The sequence below is a fragment of the Candidatus Persebacteraceae bacterium Df01 genome, assembly GCA_030386295.1.
Classification (GTDB): domain Bacteria; phylum Pseudomonadota; class Gammaproteobacteria; order Tethybacterales; family Persebacteraceae; genus Doriopsillibacter; species Doriopsillibacter californiensis.
The window spans coordinates 298,169-317,293 of record JANQAO010000003.1; the positions used below are offsets into that span (position 1 = coordinate 298,169).

General features: G+C 41.2%; 19 protein-coding genes, 1 tRNA gene and 1 pseudogene. 13 read left to right on the plus strand and 8 right to left on the minus strand.

From position 1 onward, the window contains the following. Nucleotides 1–63: 63 nt before the first annotated feature. The 6 genes from NQX30_06160 to NQX30_06185 all read left to right on the plus strand — a co-directional run bounded on the left by NQX30_06160 (nt 64) and on the right by NQX30_06185 (nt 4,743). Complete coding sequence (locus NQX30_06160; protein MDM5147951.1) at nt 64–528, plus strand: YkgJ family cysteine cluster protein; 465 nt, start codon at nt 64–66, stop codon at nt 526–528. 41 nt (nt 529–569) lie between these two features. Continuing rightward, nucleotides 570–959 carry a Rid family detoxifying hydrolase gene (locus NQX30_06165; GenBank protein ID MDM5147952.1) on the plus strand — a complete coding sequence of 130 codons (390 nt, stop codon included), beginning with the start codon at nt 570–572 and terminating at the stop codon, nt 957–959. A gap of 10 nt (nt 960–969) precedes the next feature. Beyond that, nucleotides 970–1,956 (plus strand): glycosyltransferase family 9 protein, encoded by a 987-nt coding sequence (locus NQX30_06170; GenBank protein ID MDM5147953.1) that lies wholly within the window; start codon nt 970–972, stop codon nt 1,954–1,956. Beyond that, nucleotides 1,956–3,257 (plus strand): 3-deoxy-D-manno-octulosonic acid transferase, encoded by a 1,302-nt coding sequence (locus tag NQX30_06175; GenBank protein MDM5147954.1) that lies wholly within the window; start codon nt 1,956–1,958, stop codon nt 3,255–3,257. Before NQX30_06170 ends, NQX30_06175 begins: the two co-directional genes overlap by 1 nt. A 140-nt stretch (nt 3,258–3,397) precedes the next feature. After that, entirely contained in the window at nt 3,398–4,639 is a 1,242-nt protein-coding gene (locus tag NQX30_06180) for an aspartate kinase (protein MDM5147955.1), read from the plus strand. A gap of 11 nt (nt 4,640–4,650) precedes the next feature. Next, a tRNA-Ser gene (locus NQX30_06185) sits at nt 4,651–4,743 on the plus strand. 203 nt (nt 4,744–4,946) lie between these two features. Here NQX30_06185 and NQX30_06190 read toward each other — a convergent pair. The 7 genes from NQX30_06190 to NQX30_06220 form a co-directional block, all read right to left on the minus strand. Further along, the gene (locus NQX30_06190) at nt 4,947–5,390 is read right to left on the minus strand and encodes a hypothetical protein (GenBank protein MDM5147956.1); all 444 of its coding nucleotides are present in this window, start codon (nt 5,388–5,390) and stop codon (nt 4,947–4,949) included. A 212-nt stretch (nt 5,391–5,602) separates the two neighbouring features. Beyond that, nucleotides 5,603–6,184: a hypothetical protein gene (locus NQX30_06195; GenBank protein ID MDM5147957.1), complete on the minus strand. Its 582-nt coding sequence runs from the start codon at nt 6,182–6,184 to the stop codon at nt 5,603–5,605. A 108-nt stretch (nt 6,185–6,292) separates the two neighbouring features. After that, complete coding sequence (locus NQX30_06200; protein ID MDM5147958.1) at nt 6,293–7,564, minus strand: aminotransferase class I/II-fold pyridoxal phosphate-dependent enzyme; 1,272 nt, start codon at nt 7,562–7,564, stop codon at nt 6,293–6,295. 153 nt (nt 7,565–7,717) lie between these two features. Then, nucleotides 7,718–9,796, minus strand: coding sequence for a DUF262 domain-containing protein (locus NQX30_06205; GenBank protein ID MDM5147959.1), 2,079 nt, complete (start codon nt 9,794–9,796; stop codon nt 7,718–7,720). A gap of 28 nt (nt 9,797–9,824) precedes the next feature. Continuing rightward, the gene (locus NQX30_06210) at nt 9,825–10,493 is read right to left on the minus strand and encodes an IS1595 family transposase (protein MDM5147960.1); all 669 of its coding nucleotides are present in this window, start codon (nt 10,491–10,493) and stop codon (nt 9,825–9,827) included. Between the two features lie 377 nt (nt 10,494–10,870). Further along, a complete protein-coding gene (locus NQX30_06215) occupies nt 10,871–11,053 on the minus strand; it encodes a hypothetical protein (protein ID MDM5147961.1) in 183 nt (60 codons plus the stop codon). A gap of 123 nt (nt 11,054–11,176) precedes the next feature. Then, complete coding sequence (locus NQX30_06220; GenBank protein MDM5147962.1) at nt 11,177–11,506, minus strand: DUF3192 domain-containing protein; 330 nt, start codon at nt 11,504–11,506, stop codon at nt 11,177–11,179. A 348-nt stretch (nt 11,507–11,854) separates the two neighbouring features. Between NQX30_06220 and NQX30_06225 the strand changes: the two genes are divergently transcribed. From NQX30_06225 to NQX30_06255, 7 genes and pseudogenes are all read left to right on the plus strand, one after another. Continuing rightward, nucleotides 11,855–13,198 (plus strand): NAD(P)/FAD-dependent oxidoreductase, encoded by a 1,344-nt coding sequence (locus tag NQX30_06225; protein MDM5147963.1) that lies wholly within the window; start codon nt 11,855–11,857, stop codon nt 13,196–13,198. Nucleotides 13,199–13,308: 110 nt separating this feature from the next. Next, nucleotides 13,309–14,574 (plus strand): ABC transporter substrate-binding protein, encoded by a 1,266-nt coding sequence (locus NQX30_06230; GenBank protein MDM5147964.1) that lies wholly within the window; start codon nt 13,309–13,311, stop codon nt 14,572–14,574. Between the two features lie 189 nt (nt 14,575–14,763). After that, nucleotides 14,764–15,633 carry a branched-chain amino acid ABC transporter permease gene (locus NQX30_06235; protein ID MDM5147965.1) on the plus strand — a complete coding sequence of 290 codons (870 nt, stop codon included), beginning with the start codon at nt 14,764–14,766 and terminating at the stop codon, nt 15,631–15,633. A gap of 5 nt (nt 15,634–15,638) precedes the next feature. Then, entirely contained in the window at nt 15,639–16,592 is a 954-nt protein-coding gene (locus tag NQX30_06240) for a branched-chain amino acid ABC transporter permease (GenBank protein ID MDM5147966.1), read from the plus strand. After that, on the plus strand, nt 16,582–17,349 hold the full coding sequence (locus NQX30_06245; protein ID MDM5147967.1) for an ABC transporter ATP-binding protein: 768 nt from the start codon (nt 16,582–16,584) through the stop codon (nt 17,347–17,349). The genes NQX30_06240 and NQX30_06245 overlap by 11 nt, the downstream gene beginning before the upstream one ends. Beyond that, nucleotides 17,349–18,056 carry an ABC transporter ATP-binding protein gene (locus NQX30_06250; protein ID MDM5147968.1) on the plus strand — a complete coding sequence of 236 codons (708 nt, stop codon included), beginning with the start codon at nt 17,349–17,351 and terminating at the stop codon, nt 18,054–18,056. Before NQX30_06245 ends, NQX30_06250 begins: the two co-directional genes overlap by 1 nt. Before the next feature lie 129 nt (nt 18,057–18,185). Further along, nucleotides 18,186–18,361 (plus strand): annotated as a pseudogene (locus NQX30_06255) (AIR carboxylase family protein). A gap of 21 nt (nt 18,362–18,382) precedes the next feature. Here the strand turns inward: NQX30_06255 and NQX30_06260 are convergent. After that, nucleotides 18,383–19,105, minus strand: a complete 723-nt coding sequence (locus tag NQX30_06260) for an amino acid ABC transporter ATP-binding protein (GenBank protein MDM5147969.1) — start codon at nt 19,103–19,105, stop codon at nt 18,383–18,385. Nucleotides 19,106–19,125 lie beyond the last annotated feature (20 nt).

The following is a 19,125-nucleotide window of genomic DNA, read 5'->3' on the forward strand; positions in this document are numbered from 1 at the left end:
AAATGCCGCATAAGTTACTTGCATATGATACTGGAAAAAAAGATTAAAATCAACATATTAACCATGACAGCAAAACTATATGATTGTGATTCTTGCCCTGCTTATTGTTGTGGCTATCCGGTTATCGCCGCAACTAAAACCGACATCCGCCGGCTAGCACGCCATTTTAAATTAAGTGAAGAAGAAGCCCGAGACCGCTTTACCGAAAAAGAAAATAATCGCGTACGCAAACTTCGGCAACGTCCGGACAAGAAGCTCGGCACACCGGCATGTGTTTTTCTCAATCAAAAAACGCGCGGTTGCTCAATATATAAAGCACGGCCACAAATCTGTCGCGACCATCCGGGCGATCGCTGTGAATGGAATGACCGGCGTTTGTTGGAAAGTATTGCAAATGGCAAAAAGGTTATTCGCTTAAAAGTTATGCCATGGCAAACTGACGGCGATTATCCGCTGTACACCGCAAAAAAACTACCGGCATTGCTAAATGCCTATGTTTCAAATAACGGCAAAATGCCAAGTAACTAAAGTATCTGTCGCTGTGGGAAAATGCGGTAAAGGAGATTTTTATGAATAACAAAACCATCATTCAAACCAACACCGCGCCACAAGCAATTGGCGCTTATTCGCAAGCCGTGAGCCATGGCGGATTGGTGTTTATTTCCGGTCAAATTCCACTTGACCCTTCTACCGGCGCGCTGGTAGAAGGCGGTGCGGAAGCGCAAGTAGAATGCGTATTTGACAACCTTGCTGCCGTTTGTGAAGCCGCTGGCGGAAAGCTAGACGATATTATAAAACTTAATGTCTATCTTATTGATTTAACAGATTTTTCTGTTGTTAACGCCACTATGGAATCACGCTTTAGTCGTCCATTTCCAGCACGCGCAGCGGTCGGTGTAGCGGCACTGCCCAAAGGCGCCCGCGTAGAAGCCGAAGCCATTATGGCGACGTCCATCTAGCTACATTCTGATGACGGATTATTTGCTTATCCGCGGCGGCGACGGCGAACGGATACTAGATGCATTAGCCGTTGCTGTCGACTTATCTACAAATGCCAACATTCAAATAGATATCGCCGTTCCGGCAGCATTAGTGCCAATCGCACAATTGAGCGAAGTGGTGCGACGAGTTATTCCCATTACCGCACCCACGCCCCCCAAATTTTCTGAAGCGGTTAGCAAAGGAGATTGGAAAAACAAATTAATTGCTGCCACCAAAACCGTTGCCAGTGCGGCTAATCGTAACATGCGTGATTATCTGGCGGTTGCTGAAAAATTGAGATTAGTGCGTTATGCCGCCGTTTATGATTTTGATGCCTCCGGTTTTAGTCTTGCTGTAGCACGAGCCGCTAAAACGCAAAAAATTATTGGCTTTGCTCCCGAATGCGCACCCAACGCCGTATCGGGCGCAGCACTGATGTATCACGATACGAGGCTGGTTCCTCAAAAATTAAGTGAAGTTGAACGCTGTCGCTACTTGGTCGCACGTCATTTAAATTATCCACCTGACCTTCCCATCGGGTGGAAGCTACGCACTACCGTACCGCCAACATGGATGCCTAAAACGCCATTTATGTTGGTAGGCGGCAACATTCCAGCGCCATTTATTGATGTATTAACGGCGGCGGGAATCACTGTCGTTGGCGATTTTGAAAAAGCTGATGTTTGCGCTCCGGAACCCTTGTCTCCAGAAATTCTAGCGGCATTATCGTCCGCCGCTACTGTCGTGGTCGGCAACGGTCTACTTACCTCCATAGCCATCGCAAAAGGCACAAAAACGCTTTATATTGGCGCTGCTAAGGCATTACCATATCGGGCAACGCTGATTGATACGCCAACTGCACTCAATGAAGCATTGAAAAAATGCGCTACTCCTAGCGCGGCATCGCGGCCGGTTGATACGCCACCCACGCCACCGGTCTCGGTTTCTGATAGTGGACTGCACTTAAAAAAATAGTGTCACCAGCACGTTTGCTGTATTCCGCCGTTGTTTACGCTGCCGTGCCTTATGCTTTGTGGCGGTTAGCACGGCGCGGCGGTAGTTGGCGACAACTTTTTGGCTGGGCGCCGCCGTCATTAACTAACGCTCCCGTTGTTTGGCTACACGCTGTATCGGTAGGTGAAGCCACCGCTGCCGCCGGACTAATTGACGAACTAAAAAAAACGGGTTGTAACTTAACACTTACTCACACTACGGCTGCCGGCGGTGATTGGTTACGCCGCCACCACGGTGACAGCGCCACAATATGCGCATTACCGCTGGATTTACCTGGTGCAACGACGCGTTTTATACGCCGCATTCGCCCACAGTTAGCGATTATCATGGAAGCTGAATATTGGCCTAACCTACTGACGGCTGCACAACACAGTGGAGCGCGCTTGTTATTAGCCAATGCGCGGCTGGGACACACTAACGCCCGCCGCTACACCTTTCCTCTTATTAAGCAATTAATGTATGAAATGGTGGCACGTTTTGACACCATTGCCGCTCAGACTTGTGCTGACGCTCGGCGTCTTATTTTTTTCGGTGGACGATGTGTTCATACACTAGGCAATCTAAAATTTGACCGCACGATTGACGCCAAACAAACACAAGTCGGGAAAAACTGGAAGCAACAACAATCCTGCGGAAAATCTATTTTACTTATCGCCGGCACTCGTGCGGGTGAAGAGAAACTATTACTAGACGCGATGACTGATGATTTTCTTGCCAATTATTATATTATTTGGGCACCGCGCCATCCGCCACGCGGTGATGAAATTGCCGCTTTGTTGCGTACCCGAAAGCTGTCTTTGGGGCGTCGCACAACGGGAGACGAACCAGATGCTACTCAACAGATCTATCTAGCAGATACGCTTGGTGAAATGGACACTTGGTATGCTTGTTGCGATGTAGCACTTATCGGTGGAAGCTTTTTACCGTTTGGTGGGCAAAATCCCATAGAAGCTATGGCTGCTGGCGTTGCCGCTATTGTTGGTCCTCACACTGACAACTACACGATTTTAGTACGACAAGCCGTACGGCAAGAGGCATTACATCAAGTTGCCACTCCCGCCGCCGCTGTACAACAGGCGCAGCGCTTACTAACAAATAATGTCATTCGGCAACGTAGCGCACAAATGTCACAAGCACTATGCGCTCGCCACCGTGGCGCACTACAAAAACATATTACGCTAGCACTAGATTTATTGAACCCCTACCCTATCCCAAAATTTGACGATGAGAAATACTCAACAAACAAAAAACATGATGCTTAACTTTTTTAAATTAATTGCAGATAACTTCTATCTTAGAAAAAAGCCACTTTTTTCTTTATCTAATATCTGATAAACGATGTGTACAGGCTATTTCCAGCCAAGTGAATTTGATAGAATCATCTTTTTGTCTAAATTTGCTCATGCCTTTATACGTTCACAAATATGGTGGTACTTCGGTCGGCTCAATTGAGCGGATTCGCCACATTTCGGCACAAATCAAAGTCGCGAAAGAGGCAGGAGATAATATTATTGTTGTCGTATCGGCAATGGTCGGTGAAACCAACCGGCTTGTTTCTTTGTGTAATTCTTTTGAACTTAATGACGATTTAGCAATGCGAGAGCAAGATGCCGTGCTTGCCAGTGGTGAACAAGCAGCAGCGGGGCTGACTACTTTGGCCTTGGCTGAGATCGGAGTACGCGCACGCAGTTTTACTGGCTTGCAAGCGGGCATTATTACCGACAGCACTCACGGCAAAGCTCGCATTGTGGATATTGATACGTCTCCCCTGCGCACCGCCTTGGGTGCTGGTGATGTTCCGGTAGTAGCCGGATTTCAAGGCGCTACTGCTAGCGGCAGCATTGCCACACTCGGGCGTGGCGGCTCTGATACTACCGCCGTAGCTTTAGCAGCGGCTATGGCTGCCGACGAATGCCGTATTTTTACCGATGTAGACGGCATTTACACGACCGACCCACGCATTTGCGACAAAGCTCGCTTGCTACCATCGATAACGCTTGAAGAAATGTTAGAAATGGCGTCATTGGGCTCCAAAGTACTACAAACTCGCGCCGTTGAATTTGCTGGCAAATATCGCGTACCCTTACGGGTGCTGTCTTCCATGCATGCCAACAGTTGTGGCACTCTGGTACACTACAAGGAAAACATCATGGAACAACCTATTGTCACCGGCATCGCTTTTAATCGCGATGAAGCCAAAATCACTCTTATCGGCGTACCTGACCGTCCGGGTATTGCCCGCTGCATTTTGCGTGCTGTTGCTGACGTAAACATAAATGTGGATATGATTGTGCAAAATATTGGTAGCGACGGATACACCGATTTTTCTTTTACTGTGCACCGTAGCGATTATGAAACAGCCATGCGCGTTATGCAACACACTGCGACAGACATTAGTGCTGGCAGTGTGGTTGGAAACGCCAACATTGTCAAAGTGTCAGTAGTGGGTATCGGCATGAAATCTCATACAGGCGTTGCCTCTACCATGTTTCAGGCACTGGCAGAAAAAGATATTAATATTCAAATGATTTCTACTTCGGAGGTTAAAATCTCCACCGTTATTGATGAACAATATCTAGAAACTGCTGTGCGTGTATTACATGACGCTTTTGAGCTTGATAAAGGAGTGCACGAAGATAAATAAATTGTTTTTGTGGAGAGATGGCCGAGTGGCTGAAGGCGCTCCCCTGCTAAGGGAGTATGGGGTCAAAAACTCCATCGTGGGTTCGAATCCCACTCTCTCCGCCACTATTATTCTTCTCTATTAAATCAATAAATTATATAACTTTTTATTAGGAGAACCCCCCGCAGGTGTCGGGGATTTGGATGTTTCACCTACTTTTGAGATGCGCTTGTCTATCAATATTTTTGCCTGAAAACACACCCAAATCTCAAAATGCTTTTTAGCGAGTGTGAGGAATTACAAGTCGTATTATTTTTACTAGATGTGTCTAAATATCTAGATATTGATGCTGCTTATCCCAGCTTAAATACTTACCTGCTTTATACAGATTTTTAAGAGATATCAGTGGCGATAAAGTATTTGCCGTTATTTGCTTTAGAATTGTTGGCGACAAATTAAGTAGTTGGAATCTTTTGTAGACAAAGTTATAACGGTTATCTATCTTATCAGCCAACTCATTAATTGTTAAATTATTTTGATTTAGTTCATCCTTCCAAAAATAAACCTGCGCTATCCCGTCGAGTATTTGACTATTATTACTGCTTAATTCATTATCGCTATTTAACGAGTTGTTTATTAATGATTTGCCATCTCTAGACAGAATATAGCGCTTGCCATCATGACGTTTGATATTGATATCAACTTTAATTGTTAAAGTATCTTTAGTATTTTGTATTTGTGCTTGGTAAATTGGCTTGAATGAGTCAATCAAATTTTGTTTATGCTTAGACGCTTGGTTTTGTCGTTAATAAATATGTCATATATTTGATTTGTATTAGCTAACTCCAAAAAAGCATCTATAAACTTACGATCTAACCCATGATCCTGATTTGGATTTAATAAATAAACAAGCATTGCCGACATACTTGGTTCATGCAGATTTGATTGCCAGTACTCAACACATTAAAAATATTCATATCTTAATTAGTATTTATTTGGAAAATATTTTTTACCGGCCAACCACAAATAAATGTCAATCTCTTTAAGGGTAAACTTTTGTAGATTATAAAATTCACTAAAATATTTAATCGCATCCATAAATACTTGATAATTACTCAAATCATCTCTTTTAAAATCATAAAATTTATCCAGCTTTTTAAAATGCCATAACATTTTTTCAACATAAGAATCATAAATTGCGTATTGAGTAGGTTGATGATGTGCGCAATATTTTGATGCAAAAAAATAAAAATTACGCGTTTTATCTTTAATTTTTACTAACGCAATTTTATTAACTAAATCGATATTGCCCACTAATAATTCTTGATCAATATTGCAATCAAATATATGTTTTGCAACTGTATAGGTGTCAAAAATATTAGTGCTATAAAAATCATTCAAAATGCTGACTTTTAATAAAATATCTTCTATTGATTTATTATCAGAACATAGATTGTTAAAAAGCAAATTTAAAGATTTTTCTTGTAAAGCGTAATTTTCTAATGTTGTCCACTGGCTTAAATAACTATTAACTATTTTATTATTTGGTTGCTCTGGTTGCGTCAATTCATACTCCTCACGCCCATGTTGTTTAACATAGTCAGACGCAAGGACGTATGTAACGCCTAACGCCTGAATTCAGCCGATGCGTTAGCGGTCGGCTGGAATGATTTGTTATGCTTTATCCAATGCTTGACTAACATCAGCAATAATATCGTCTATATGTTCAATACCTACTGATATTCTCACTAAGTCTGCATTTACCCCAGCAAAAAGCAACTCTTTGTTATTAAGTTGTCGGTGTGTTGTAGAAGCTGGGTGACATGCCAAAGTCTTTGCATCGCCAATATTAACAAGACGTAATATCATATCCAATGCATCAATAAATTTAGTACCAGCTTCCAGACCATTGGCAAGATTAAAACTTAGAATTCCAGACGCTTTGCCACCAGTAATTTTTTTGCAGTTGGAATAATACGGACTTTCAGGTAAACCAGCATAGTTGACTGATTTTATCTTAGGATGCTGTTGTAAATAATAAGCTAGTTTTTCAGCATTTTCACAATGGCGTTCCATTCGTAGCCCCAGCGTTTCCAATCCTTGTAATATCTGAAAAGCATTCATCGGTGAAAGTGCTGCGCCCATGTTTCTTAAAGGTACCACACGGCTTCTACCAATATATGCAGCTTCCCCTAAAGCTTCTGTATATACCACACCGTGATAGGAAGGGTCTGGTTCATTGAGCATGGGGAAACGTGATTTATGAGCAGACCAATCAAATTTTCCAGAATCCACGATTACACCACCAATGCTTGTACCATGACCGCCTATGTATTTGGTCAGTGAATGCACAACAATATCGGCACCTAAATCAAAAGGGCGACATAGATAAGGTGTAGCCACCGTATTATCAACAATCAAGGGTACTCCAGATTTATGGGCTATTTTAGCTAATCGTTCTATATCCACAACATTGCCCGCTGGGTTACCAATAGACTCACAGAAAATTGCTTTCGTTTTTGCATCAATCGCATTTTCAAATCCTTCAAAATCGTCAGCTGAAAGCATGCGAACTTCAATGCCTTGTTTAGGAAAAGTATGAGCAAAAAGATTATAAGTTCCACCATACAATTGAGCTGTGCTCACAATATTATCGCCAGCTTCGCAAATGCACTGAATTGCATAGGTAATTGCAGCCATACCAGAGGCTACGCATAACGCCCCAATGCCACCTTCCATTGCTGTAAGACGCTGTTCCAATACATCAGTAGTTGGATTCATGATGCGCGTATAAATGTTTCCTTGCACTTTAAGATCAAATAAATCTGCTCCGTGTTGGGTATTATCAAATGTATAAGAGCTGGTTTGATAAATAGGCACTGCAGCAGCTTTAGTGCTCTCTTCAGATTTATACCCTTGATGTAGGGCTATCGATTCTAATTTCATATATTTCTCCTGTTAGTTAACAACTCCTTAATTGTCTTTTATTTGAAAGCATAACGGCGTGGAGATAACCAGCCTATCTATTATCGCCACGTCGCTAGAGTCGACCGCTCTGCGCCCGCATCTAACGACCAAACTCAGCGGCGCTTTTCACGGTCAGCTGGGGTGCCTTGATGTGTTTTCTGCATATTTGATAGTCAATTCGTCTTCTAAATCGAATATTGTTAAAGCGTGTTTTATTTTTTCGAATTTTCCAATACTGTCTATACATCCTTCAATGTAGTATGTGTCATTTATTGCAATAGCCTGTCTGGGGCACCCTTCTTTTGGGTTTTTAGTCAATGTAATTTTTTCAGCCAAGTCAGTAGTGAAGAATGTTTTTGGTTGCAAGTCAAAAAGTTGCTTAAAAACTTCTACATATAACTTTGTAACTTGAGTGACTTCTATTTTTTGGTCGAAGAAAATCGCATATTCCAATTTCTTATGTTTAGGGTCCCCTGCTTCAAAAATATTTACTTCATTATTTTCGTCTCTTTCTTCGATTTCAATCTCTGGAAATTGCCAAATTTTTAAAAAGCGTTCAGCGAGCAGGGAAAATCGTCTTTCGATTTCTGCATTATCCCACTTTTCGGCTATTGAAAGGTATTTATTAAGCCATAAACGACTGTCTTTGTAGCCTGCATTTTCTAAATCTCTTTTAATTACAAACGGCTTATTCCCAAGTTTTCCATTGTTACCTGATAATGTTAAGTTTCCGATTGTGTTTAAGAATGTTTCTTTTATGGAATTATATTCATCAGTTCCTAAATCAATTTTCCATTTTGGGTCAGGATTTTGAGGGAAAATATGTTCAATTGTTATATCAGTATTGCCTTCAATAATTACTGGTTCTTTATTTTCAAAATTTTCAAGACGCTCTAGCAGATAAGTTCTGTTTTTAGATTTTATGTTGTATACGTCTTTGAGTTTAAGGCTTTCAATAACTTCTTTGTTTTTGGGAAAACGTTGCGAGCCTGATCTTTTGAGTAACCATTTCTGCAATGACAACAAATAATCATCTTTATTCACTTTTTCATAAAGTGTCATAAATATTTTGCTGATTACACTTGTTGGTAATCCAACTATAAATCTTCTCCAAGAAAATGATTGCATAAAATTCAAAATATCTATGAAAGTGGATTTTTCAATTATATTTTCAGAATAATCTTCATAGACTTTCATTAAGAATGGATAAGCCACATTTATTTCAAGTCGATTTATGTATTCAAGCTGTAATCTTATATCTTTATCAGGTTCGTTCTTGGGATTTAGTAGTTTGTTATAAAACTTAACAAGCGATTTTATTGGCAAAATATTTTTTTCCAATTCTTGTAAATCAGCCACAGGAAATTTTGCTTTGAACTCTAAATAAACTTTATTTTTATTCGGTATTTTATTGTTTACCAAAATCAAATAATCTCTAATATAATCCGAAACTTTGCTTATATTCTGAGTTTCATCTTTTGCGAGTTTTTCAATGATTTCCCAATAGTTGTTGTAAATTTTATTTTGGTCTCTGCGATTAAGACCCATTAAAATATAGTTTCTAATTAAGTCTGCTTGTGAAAGTTCAAGTCCTGTAGAATTTAAACTTTCAAATATTCTTTGTGGGTCGTCTTTTTCTCGGTCAAGTGAAATTTCTACGAACATTAACTTTGAAAGCCCCTTGAGAACATAATAAAAACTTTCTTCAGTAATCCGACTTTTAAAGTAATTGTAGTTGTCTATAACCTTTGAAAAGTCACTAAACTCTTCGTCTTTATCGCTTCTCAAAAGGTATTTAATTGCCTTGTCGTTGTTTTCAGTAGGTCGAAGTTTTAGTTTTTCTTCTTCGGGTGCAAATTTGTTGATCAGATAAGTTTCGCTTATTTCATTTACAAGTGCTTCGTTATTTATTTCAATTGCCAAACGATAGAGTACTAAATAAATTAAAGTCAATGTTGTTAGTCGTTGCTGCCCGTCAATTACAGTCAACTCTTTAATTCTTGAGGACGTGTAAACACCATCATGAACGTAAACGATACTACCAATGAAATGAGCGTTCATTATATTACTTTTGCCAACTTCCAAAATATCGTCTAAAAGTTGTTTGCATTGACTTGTTGACCAATCATAATTTCGCTGATAAACGGGAATTACGAATTGAGTTTTATTTGAAGATAAAAAGTCTTCTACTTTCGTTTCGTTTGCTTTCATTCGCTATTTCCTGTGGGTCTAGTAAACTTTAGAGTTTGTTTTTTCTTAAAAAATTTAACGTTATATCATACAGATTATTAAACCTAAATTCACTTTCCTTTAAGTGTAGATAAAAAGTCTTGTCACTCAATCCATTGAATTGAGATAATCTTCTTTTTGTAAAACTCCAAAAAGATTCTATCCCGTTTACATGAGCTTTGCCTCTAGCAAACTCATCTTTTGAGTGAAATACTCTATAGTGGTCGTATCCATTTAACACCAATCCACCATAAGCTTTCCAGCCATCTGTATGGATGGTACTTCCTTCTAGTATTTTCCCTTGTATGATAGGTATTAATTGCTCTTTAGAGCAGTTTTTAACTATTTGTACATACACATTACCATTTCTTTTTAATAATCCAAACACGGGTGTTTTCCCAGCTGCACCCCGTCCTCTTTTGCCTCTTACTCTCTTTGCACCAAAATAAGACTCGTCTAATTCAAACTCTCCTTTAGAACTATTGTTTTCCAAAAGATTTTTTACTATATAAACTCTTAGTTTGTTGAATATTTTTTTACAACTTACATGAGATATATTGGTAATTTGTGAAGTTTCATAGGCGTTTAAATCCATTGAAAAACATTTAATCAATTGCCTAAATTTTGCTTCAGAAATATGTGAACGATTGTAATACTTGTTTTTAGCTTTTGATTTCATACTTTAAGAAACCTTTTTGGCTCTTAAAGTTTACCAGAACCTAATCTATTATCGCCACGCCGTTAGAGCCGACCGCTAGAGTGCTTTGTTAGGTAACCCATGTAACTACTTGATTGATACATACCAAACATCTATTTCTGGCCATTCTCCGCCATATTCATCTATAAAGACAATTTTTTCTGGGATTTTACTAACACCAGGGACTTCGTATATGATAGTTTGTCCACCTAGACCATCTGTTGCCCAATTCATATGAGCACATGGAATAAATTCTGTCTTCTTTTCCTCTTATGCCTATTATCGCCTTGCCACAAGGAGTATGCAATTTAATCTTTTTCATAATCTATTCACACCATACATTGCCAACATACGTTTTATTACCATTTAGTTGGTTTTTTTATATGACAGAGTTCTTTAATTTCTTTACCACACGGACAATTATCCCAGTTCTCTTGAATTTCAACATCTACTAATTTCCACTCATCTTTAGCATAGTAAAATTCGTTTGCATTTGATAAAGTTAAAATATGCTTCTTTAAATTTTCAAAATTGCTAGCCACTTTACCATTTTAAGATAGTATGTAACTTCAAATCAAGAAACTTTAGCTAAATAGAGTCATATTTTAAAAATTTGCTAAGAGGTTATTTTTTAGCGAACTCTAATTTCATATTTTTCTACTAAATTATTTCAATATGACCATATCCCAATATGACCAGCCCCAGCCATCAAGTTTTCCATCAATGATTACAAGTGGTGTAAGCTCATCATCAGTAATTGCTCCGTCAGATTTTTTTGTATCTGTGTAGTAAAGCATTAACTCGAAAGTTTTATCATTAGAGCGATACATTTCAGTTCGGTATGGATTTGTGATGACAGTTCCATCTGAAGATGTTTGTGTTTTTGTTCCCATTGTTTTAAGGACGTCAATCTTTGACATACCCGCTGAAAGACTAAGAAGTTTATTTCTGTTGTCTGCACGTATTTGGTTAGTGCTTGCACAGCTAGTAACCATTAAGCATACTGAAACTATGACGAAGATGTTCTTTAGCATTTGTTCTCCTGATTTACACATAACGGCGTGGCGATAACCAGCCTATCTACCTATTCAAATTATACTCTAAATAGGCAGATAGGTCGGGTTGATTAGCTTTTTGCCATACCGAGATAACATAAAAAATTCTATTATTTTAGTCAGCATTAAAATAAACATAGCTCGATATTTTTTGTGATAGAATAAAATGAACCGTACCAGGAATTTTTATTAACTAATAAGAATTTTTTATAAATCCTACTATTTGGTTGGCGATTTGAGCCAAACAAACGTGGGTTTGTGTTTTTTTATTTTAAGGAGACATAAAAAATGGCAAAAGGGATAGCAATTATTGGCGCAGGTCCAAGTGGTATGGCACAACTTCGCGCATTTCAATCAGCGCAACAAAAAGGCGCAGATATTCCCGAAATTGTTTGTTTTGAAAAACAAAACGATTGGGGTGGTTTGTGGAATTACACATGGCGCACAGGGCTTGATGCCAACGGTGAGCCTGTGCACGGCAGTATGTATCGCTATCTTTGGTCAAATGGCCCAAAAGAGGGACTTGAATTTGCTGATTACACTTTTGAGGCGCATTTTGGTCATCCGATTGCATCTTATCCACCGCGTGCTGTGCTTTGGGATTATATCAAAGGACGGGTTGAAACGGCCGATGTGCGCAAATGGATTCGCTTTAACACTGCCGCACGCAGGATAACTTTTGATGATGCGACCGAGACTTTTTCGGTAACAGTCGAAGATTACAACAAGCACGAGGAATACACCGAAGAATTTGATTATGTCGTGGTGGCATCGGGACACTTTTCTATCCCCAGTGTGCCTTATTTTTCAGGCTTTGAAACCTTTAACGGACGGGTGTTACACGCGCATGATTTTCGTGATGCGCTAGAGTTTAAAGACAGAGATTTGCTGTTGATTGGCACATCGTATTCAGCAGAAGACATCGGTTCGCAATGTTGGAAATACGGCGCGAAATCGCTCACTGTATCGCACCGCACCGCACCGATGGGTTTTGATTGGCCTGATAATTGGCAAGAAGTGCCATTGCTCACCAAGGTCGAAAACAACACCTGTACTTTTGCCGATGGCACGACGAAAAAAGTTGATGCGATTATCCTTTGCACAGGCTATCAGCACCATTTTCCATTTATGGAAGAAAAGCTCAAACTACGCACCAACAACCGCTTATACCCCGTTGATTTGTACAACGGCGTGGTGTGGGTCGAAAATACCAAATGCTTGTATCTCGGTATGCAAGACCAATGGTACACATTCAATATGTTTGATGCACAGGCATGGTATGCCCGCGATGTGATTTTGGGCAAACAAGACCTGCCGAGCAAAAATGAGATGTATGCCGACATTGAAACATGGCGTGCCGAAGAAGACGCGGCGCCTGATGATTATGCCTCGATTGAATTTCAAGGCAAATATATACAGCACTTGATTGATAAAACCGATTATCCAAGTTTTGATATCCCAAGTTCTAACGAGGCTTTTTTCCAATGGAAGAAGCACAAGAAAAAGGGCATCATGACTTTCCGTGATAATGGCTATAAATCTGTAATGACAGGCACGATGGCACCCAACCACCACACGCCTTGGACAGATGCGTTGGATGATTCGTTAGAGAGCTATTTGAAGAAAAAATAATATATCAGAAAACATATATCTGCCAACCTATGTTTTTTGTATCATGTGGTACGGTGCTGGCAGAATGGGTGTTTTTTAATAAAATTTGAAACCTAACAAGGAGAGAATATATGACTATGAAGCGAAGAGATTTTCTTAAAATGTCGGTCACTGGTGCGGTTGTTGCAGGTACATCAACCTTGCCGACCAATGTATTTGCTGCCAACAAAACCGTCAAAATCGGTATGAATATTCCGATGACAGGCGACTATGCCCCGTGGGGATTGCCCGGCTTGTATGGTTGTCAGATTGTGGCAAACGACATTAATAAAGCAGGTGGTATTAAAATCGATAGCAAAAAATACAACATTGAGATTGTCGCCTATGATCACGGTTATGACACCGAAAAAGCGGTACAAGGCTATAAAAAATTGGTGTTACAAGACCACGTGAAAATGGTAATGATGCTTGGTGGTTCAACGGTGGCCTCTGTTTTGCCATGGGCACAGCGAAAGAAAATGCTAACTACCACTTTGTTGCCAAGCGATATTACCCCAAAATCAGACTATCTAATCGCGACTTGCGAAACACATCCTGTTTACAATGTTACTGGCGTGGAGTGGTTAGCAGAAAACCATCCTGATGCAAAAACAGCGGTGATTGTAACCAACAACGATGCCGAATACGGTTTGCAGTCGGCCGCGACCTACAAAGCCGCGTTTGAAGTGGCGGGTATCAAGGTCGTCGATGTTAATCTGCACGGTTTTGATGTAACGGATTTTGCACCAATCGTAAGCTCGGTATTGGCGAAAAAACCAGATATATTCTGCATGGCGACCAGCTTTTATGTAACGCCATTGATGGAGCAGCTTTATCATCAGGGCTTTAATGGAAAAATTATCTCTTGCACCCTTGATTATTACGATGAAATTATCGCTAAAACCAGCAAAGAATTCGTCAACGGTACGATTTTCCAATTCCCAGATTTTGATGACCCCGCGCTTCAGCAAAAAGGTATTAACTTCCCAGACCCAGCAGGCTTTGATGCCAAATTCCGCAAATCACATCCAAACGATTGGTCAGCGGTGGCCTGGGAATATCCAGCGGTACTTTACAACTGGATTCAGGGCGCGAAAAATGCGGGCAGTGTTGAGCCTACCGCAGTACTCAAGGCTATTAAAGGCGCAAAAAATCCAGAGTTTATCTTTGGTGGCGGTCGTTGGTGGGGTAGCCAGCTTTGGGGTCAAGACAACGCTTTGGTTGGCCGCTGGCCTGTGGTGGTTATCGAAAACGGTAAAGCACGCATCAAAGAATACCGCGATGTGCCAGCTTGGCTTGACAAGAACCAAAAAGTGCTTGTCAAACACATGAAGGCGATGAAATTGCGTACGATTTAACTCCAAGCACGCTATTTCTTAATTGGCTTGACAAGAACCAAAAAGTGCTTGTCAAGCACATGAAGGCTATGAAATTGCGTACGATTTAACTCCAAGCACGCTATTTATTAACCAAACTTCTGTGCAATTGATAGAGAGGTTTAGCGTATTGAAATCACGCCATATAGTTATTTTGAGAGGCGAAAGTCTATGGAATTAGTCATACAATCAGTCATAAATGGTTTGATTCAAGGAGGTTTTTTCGCCCTGTTTGCGGTCGGGCTTGTGCTTATTTTCGGCGTGATGGGCGTGGTGAATTTCGCCCATGGTGAGTTGGTGATGGTCGGGGCATACACCGTTTGGTTTGTACATGCCCAGTCTGATTTGCCGTATATTCCAACGATTATTTTAGCAATCTTAATCGCTACTGTTATCGGGCTTTTGATGGAGCGGTTTTTATTCCGCGCCACCCGCGATAACCCGCTTGCGGGCTTGATTTGTTCAATTGGTGTGTTGTTTGTTTTGCAGGTGTTTGCGACGCTGATTGGCGGTGATGGACCATCAAAACAAGTCGCACCACCTTTTCACGGCACTTTGGTATTGTTTGATTTCTTGCGCATTCCATATCAGCGAATTTTCAGCTTTGGGATCTCTGTCGCAACCCTTGCCGCTCTTTGGTATTTTTTGGTGCGCACCAAACTCGGTTGGGCATTACGCGCCGTGGCACTTGACCGCGAGGCATCCGCTCTGCAAGGGATAAATATCAACATGATTTCGATGATTGCCATCGGTGTTGGTGCCGCGCTTGCTGGGCTTGCAGGTGCACTAATGGCGCCGCTTGTTAATATCAACCCACATATGGGACACAATGTGATTATCACCGCCTTTATCGTGGCGATTGTCGGTGGTGTCGGTAGCTTGTCTGGCTCAATTCTTGCAGCGATTCTCTATGCGTTATTGCACACATTTATTACGGTCTATTACGGCGCTACCATTGCAACCATCTGTGGATTGCTGTTGATGGTGGTGGTGCTGATTGTCAAGCCAACGGGTTTGATGGGCATTCGGGTGAGCGAGTGATGGCTGTGAGTGCGAAACTTCGACAGACAATTTTATTCTTAGCACTTGGTGCAGGTTTGTTGATTTTGCCGCATTTGTTGCCGTTTCATTACCAAGACTTATTGATTTTTCTGACCATTAATGTGCTTGTGGTTTGTAGCTATCGATTGGTGACGCTTACAGGCGAATGGTCATTGATACACGCGGTGATGATGGGTGTGGGTGGTTACACCGCAGCATTATTGTTCAAGAATTTTGAACTATCAATGTGGCTTACCGTACCGCTTGCAGGCAGCGTGGCAGGACTGGCCGCCGCCTTGCTTTGCTTTCCGCTTTTTCGTATGACCCAGTTCTATTTTCTCATCGGCTCATTTGCTGCAGGTGAGGCGATTCGTCTGCTGTGGATTGAGTTTGTGCACCCATTCGGTGGCACAGGTGGTTTGAGCGGCGTTGAGCCACCGTTGGTTGGCAGCATTGATTTTATCGAACCGATTCCATATTTTTATTTGGCACTTTCGGTGGTGTCTTTTTGTGTTTTTATTTTGTATCGCATCGAAAAATCACGCATCGGACTGACCTTGCACGCGGTACATTGGAAAGCACCATTGGCGGAATCTGTCGGCGTGAATACATGGAATTATCGCGCATTGGCTTTTATTATTGGTTCGTTTTTTGTCGGTATCGCAGGCGGACTTAAGGTGCATTATCTGGGCACTATCACTCCGAATCAATTCGGTATTGGTTTTATGGTGTTTATTTTAATTTGGGTAATTGTTGGTGGATACAACACGCTATACGGCCCTATTATTGGCGTGATTTTGCTCACCGTGTTTGATGAATTTATCCGCCAATTTGATGAAATTCGCCCTGCAATTTATGGCACAGTGTTGGTGTTGTCGATTTTATTTTTGCCAAAGGGTCTTGAGCGTATCGTGGCGAAAATACAGATAAAATTTAATGGCAAAACCGATGAACATTAACGCACCGATGCTTGAAGTTAGAAAGGTTACCAAACAATTTGGTGGTTTGACTGCTTTAAACCAAGTCAGTTTTAGCATCAAAAAAGGTGAAATCCGTGGATTAATCGGTCCGAATGGTGCGGGCAAAAGTACGATGTTCAAAAATATCGCAGGTTTTTATAAGCCCACCAGCGGCGACATTTTATACCAAGGGCAAAGCATAGTCGGCAATAGTCCGTATGCGATTGCAGAGTCTGGCATCGTGCGCACCTTCCAAGAAACCACGCTTTTTTCTGAACTAACCGTGCATGAAAACACGATGATTGGTTGCCATAAATACGCCAAAATTAATCTGCTTGAGGCTATCTTTAGACTTAACAAAGACAAGCAAAAAACAGCACGCGAGCGGGTGACAGAAATTTTGAATTTTATGGGGCTTGAAGAGCGACAGCACCAGCTTGCATCCGAGTTGCCACTTGGCTCACAACGGGCATTGGCATTATCGATTGCGCTTGTCAGTAAGCCAGAAATTATTTTGATGGATGAGCCATTTGCAGGTATGAATCCAGAGGAAACCAGTCAAATGATGATGCTAACCCGCAAGGTACAGCAATCAGGTGTGACCATCGTGCTTGTCGAACACGACATGAAAGCGGTGATGGGGCTGTGTGATTCGCTAACTGTACTTAATTTCGGACAACTTTTGGCGGAGGGTTCGCCCGAGGAAATCTGCAACAATGAAAAAGTTATTGAAGCCTATTTGGGTGGGGCAAAATAATGCTATTGCAAGTTAACGATATTCATCTGCACTATGGACAGGTTGCCGCTTTGCAGGGTGTATCTTTTGCTGTAGAAGAGGGTGGTTTTATCACGCTTTTTGGCGCAAACGGTGCAGGTAAAAGCACTTCGTTGCGCGCGATTTCTGGGTTAAATCACCCAAGTGCTGGCGAGATTATTTTTGACGGGCAGCGGATTGACACACTTTTGCCTGATAAAATTGTCAAACTTGGCATCGCCCATGTGCCCGAAGGTAGGCGGGTGTTTAAAGATTTAAGTGTAACCGAGAATTTATTACTCGGCGCATTCACTCGTAACGATAAAGAGGCGATTACCAAAGATTTGGAACAAGTGTTTAAGCGATTCCCACGTTTGTGCGAGCGGCAAAATCAGCTCGCCCGAACCATGAGTGGAGGCGAACAGCAGATGGTGGCGATTGGTCGTGCGCTGATGTCGCGCCCGCGGCTTTTGCTTTTGGATGAGCCGTCACTTGGGCTTGCACCTGTGATTGTGCAGGAGATTGCGCAGATTTTGATTGAAACCAACAAACAAGGCATGTCGATTATTTTGGTCGAGCAAAACGCTGAGATGGCACTTGAAACTGCCAAGCACGGTTATGTTTTAGAGACAGGCAAGACCACTTTAGACGGCGAATCATCAAGCCTTATGAACAATGATCACATTCGTAAGGCTTATCTCGGTATTTAATCCATTTGGCGCATCGCCCTGATTGATTAACCCTGCTTATTTTAATAAGTTTCCTGTCCCACAAATCACCGCGTGTTTTGCTATCGGTTGATTGTGGCAGTATAACCCGTGTTTTTTTGGATAAGTGAAATGAGCAATAATTTTGTTGCAGTTTTGATGGGATCTGATTCTGATTTACCAACGATGCAAGCATGTTTGTATTTGTTGTCTAAACTTGGAATTACTATGAGGTAAAAATCACCTCCGCACACCGCACACCCGATACCACTAGCGCCTATGTTAAAGACGCTGATAAACGTAGTTGTAGTTAGATTAGCAGAAGATAATTACAAAATCTGACTTAAAAACTGTTTAGTGCGTGGGTCTGTTGCATTTTCAAAAAATATTTTTGGTGAGCCGTGTTCTACGATAACGCCCTTGTCTGTAAAATAAATGTGATCGGCGATTTCCCGAGCAAAGCCCATCTCGTGAGTTACCAAAATACAAGTCATTCCCTCTGCTGCCAAGTCCTTAATAGCTTGTAGCACCTCGCCAACCGTTTCAGGATCCAAAGCAGCGGTAACTTCATCAAATAATATTACATCTGGGTTCATGGCAAGCGACCTTGCAATCGCCACTCTTTGTTGTTGTCCACCAGAAAGCTCTCCGGGATAACTGTTTTCTTTACCGTCAAGTCGTACTTTTTTGATCAATGCACGAGCTCTTTTTTCTGCTTCTGCCTTGTTTTGCTTTAGCACTTTAATAGGCGCCATCATGACATTTTCAAGTGCAGTCTTATGCGGAAATAAATTATATTGTTGAAATACCATACCAACTTTTTTACGCAAAGCTAATTTATCAAGGTCTGGTGTATTGACTTCCTGTCCTTCAACCTTAATTGAACCGCTTTGAATATCATTGAGGGCGTTCACACAGCGTATCAATGTTGATTTACCAGAACCAGACGGTCCAATAATACAAATCACCTCTCCTTTCATGATATCCATAGATACACCTTTTAGCACTTCAAAATCTCCAAAAGATTTATAAACATCTTTTATTGACACCATCGGTTCTGCATCAGTCCAGC